This is a genomic window from Spirulina sp. CS-785/01 (genome assembly GCF_028330525.1).
In the GTDB taxonomy this organism is placed as follows: domain Bacteria; phylum Cyanobacteriota; class Cyanobacteriia; order Cyanobacteriales; family Spirulinaceae; genus JAQMSD01.
The window spans coordinates 1-2,799 of sequence record NZ_JAQMSD010000180.1 but is presented as its reverse complement, the minus strand read 5'-3'; the positions used below and the strand labels follow the sequence as shown (position 1 = coordinate 2,799).

Genomic DNA, 2,799 nt, shown 5'->3' with positions numbered 1-2,799 from the left:
GATTGCTCTTTCAACCCGTTTTTAACGGGTTTTAGCTATTAGCCTTGGGTTTTAACCCAAGGCATATTGGTGACTTCTCTTTCAACCCGTTTTTAACGGGTTTTAGCTATTAGCCTTGGGTTTTAACCCAAGGCATATTGGTGACTTCTCTTGTCACCAATGCCCAAGGCATACCCCTAATTCGCAAATACTTCCGCCGCCGCATTTACGCCGGACCCAGGGGTGAAGTTACTGTACCCTAACTCCTTCAGGGTGGCTTCTAATGCTGCAATAACTGTGAGGGTATCCCGTTCACTGATAAATCCTAAGTGACCAATGCGGAAGATTTTTCCTTTCAGGTGGTTTTGTCCCCCGGCTAAGGCAATATTAAATTTCTTGTTCATGGTAGAACGAATTTGCTCCGCTTCTACGGTACTCGGCATCACTGCCGTTACCGCATTACTGGCATTCCCATCGGGGGCAAATGTGGTTAAACCGAGGGCTTTCGCCGCAGCGCGAGTGGCTTGGGTTAACCGTTGGTGACGGGTGAAGATGTTGTCTCGGCCTTCCTCCCGCATCATCCGTAAGGCTTCTAAAAGGCCAAATACGAGGTTAATGGGAGGGGTGAAGGGGGTGGAGTTTTTCTCGGTGGACTTACGATATTTGCCTAAGTCTAAGTAATAGCGGGGTAAGTTCGCTGTTTTGTAGGCTTCCCAGGCTTTGGGACTGACGGCGACAAAACCCAGTCCAGGGGGGATCATGTAGCCTTTTTGGGACCCAGAGGCCACCACATCTAATCCCCACTCGTCAATGGGAACAGAAGTCGCCCCAATACTGGTGACAGCATCCACGATGATCAGGGCTTCTCCGTGATTTTTGACTGCTTTGTTAATACTTTCTAAGTCGTTGAGGACTCCGGTGGAGGTTTCGGAGTGGGTGACGATGACGGCCTTGATCTGTTTTTCGCTGTCGGCTTCTAATTTGGCTTGGAATTCACTGGGATCAAGGGGTTTGCCCCATTCGGCCTCAATTTTTTCGACGTTTAAATCATAGGCTTCGGCGACTTCAGCCCAGCGATCGCCGAATTTACCATTACAACCCACTAAAACGCGATCGCCTTTTTGTAAAAAATTAATAATTCCGGCTTCCATGGCCCCCGTCCCACTGACGGTGAGAGCTTGCACATTATGCTCTGTTTGGTGCAACCAGTTGAGGTGTTCGGTAACTTCTTCTTGAATCTTACTATAATCACCACTCCGGTGTCCGATGGGATGTTTGCCCATGGCTTGCAAGACTCGTGCCGGGACAGGAGTGGGGCCAGGTAAAGTTAAGAGTTGTTTATCTTGCATCGTGCTTTCTCAGTGAGTTGAACCGCATTTAACTATACCAGAGGCTGGCGGCCAAAGCCCCCAACCCCTAGAGTGGATAGAGCATTGTCGCTCGCTCAGAGAGTGGACTAATTCTCAGCTTCTTGTAGCATTTCCGAGAGCAGTTGGGAGTCCACCCCTAAGCTATTTAAAGACCAACGATATTCATAGGGGATATTCCCTTGTTCACACATCGTTTCAATGAGACGCTGTTGGGCAAAGGCTTTCCGCAAGGTGATGATCAGTTGTTGTACTTGTTCCCGTAGGAGGGGATTCTTTTCCACTGCGATGACACTTTGGCGTTCGAGCAATTGCAGGAGCAATTCGTAATGCACTTCAGAAGGAAGAGGTATTGGAGCCATGAACAATATTGCTTCAAAGAGGGGTTTGCTTCTATTTTCCCACAAGATATCTAGGTTGCACGGGGGTTTCCCCAGAAAACTGGGGACTGGGTTCGGGGTTTTTGATACATTTTAAGGGAATAATGCTGTTATTGCGGCTTCGGGATCAGGGTTTCGTAATAATGATTCCCCAATCAACACCGCTTCTGCTCCCCAGTTCTTGACAAAATCCACATCTTGTGCAGTATGTAATCCCGATTCACTGACAACGCAAATTTGCCGATTTTGTAAGGTTTGTTGATAATTTTTGAGTAAAGTTTGGGTGGTTTCTAGGCTAACGGAAAAATCCTCTAAATTCCGGTTATTAATGCCAATTAACTGGACTTCATCTTGTTGTAAGACTCGTTCTAATTCCTCCTGACTATGGACTTCTATTAGGGGAGTCATGCCCAAAGTCCGGATAATTTTAATAAAATAGCGCAAGTCTTGATCACTGAGAATGGCAGCAATGAGGAGGATAGCATCGGCCCCCTGACTGCGGGCCTGATAAATTTGATAGGGATAAATGATGAATTCTTTACACAGGAGGGGTAAGGCCACCGTTTGCCGGACTTTGGCCAAGTTTTCATAACTCCCTTGAAAAAATTTGCTGTCGGTTAAGACAGAAATGCAGCTTGCCCCCGCTTTTTCGTAGGTTTGGGCAATGGTGACGGGATCAAAATCTTCCCGAATGACTCCTTTACTGGGGGAGGCTTTTTTCACTTCGGCAATTAACGCGGGGTTGGTTTTGCCATTTTTCAAGGCCCCTAGGAAGTCTTTGGGGGGAGGGGCCCCTTGGACTTGCCCTTTTAATTGTAACAACGGCAAGCGATCGCGCATCCCGTCCACTTCCGCTTCCTTATGCCAGACAATGCGTTCTAAAATATTACGCGGTTCAGCATCAGGAACAGCGGCCTTATACTGCAAGTGACTAATTTTGACCGCAGGACTCGGATTAATTCGTCGGATTTGCATTTTTGGTAATGGGTAATGGGTAATTGGTGATGGGGGAGTTCACAGTTGACGGTTGAACCACAAAGACACAAAGAACACAAAGGGAAGATGGGGGAGAT

At 47.4% G+C, this 2,799-nt stretch carries 3 protein-coding genes; all 3 read right to left on the bottom strand.

Annotated elements, in window-relative coordinates:
* Positions 1-176 precede the first annotated feature (176 nt).
* The 3 genes from PN462_RS11830 to trpC all read right to left on the bottom strand — a co-directional run bounded on the left by PN462_RS11830 (position 177) and on the right by trpC (position 2,701).
* A complete protein-coding gene (locus tag PN462_RS11830; RefSeq protein ID WP_272128441.1) occupies positions 177-1,328 on the bottom strand; it encodes a pyridoxal-phosphate-dependent aminotransferase family protein in 1,152 nt (383 codons plus the stop codon).
* Between the two features lie 107 nt (positions 1,329-1,435).
* Positions 1,436-1,708, bottom strand: coding sequence for a DUF5340 domain-containing protein (locus tag PN462_RS11825; protein WP_272128440.1), 273 nt, complete (start codon positions 1,706-1,708; stop codon positions 1,436-1,438).
* Between the two features lie 111 nt (positions 1,709-1,819).
* Positions 1,820-2,701, bottom strand: a complete 882-nt coding sequence (gene trpC, locus PN462_RS11820) for an indole-3-glycerol phosphate synthase TrpC (RefSeq protein WP_272128438.1) — start codon at positions 2,699-2,701, stop codon at positions 1,820-1,822.
* Positions 2,702-2,799: the final 98 nt, after the last annotated feature.

What these genes read in the sequence shown, in the direction of transcription:
- PN462_RS11830 (WP_272128441.1), bottom strand. Translation starts at nt 1,328, where the DNA reads ATGCAAGATAAACAACTCTTAACTTTACCTGGCCCCACTCCTGTCCCG.
- PN462_RS11825 (WP_272128440.1), bottom strand. Translation starts at nt 1,708, where the DNA reads ATGGCTCCAATACCTCTTCCTTCTGAAGTGCATTACGAATTGCTCCTG.
- trpC (WP_272128438.1), bottom strand. Translation starts at nt 2,701, where the DNA reads ATGCAAATCCGACGAATTAATCCGAGTCCTGCGGTCAAAATTAGTCAC.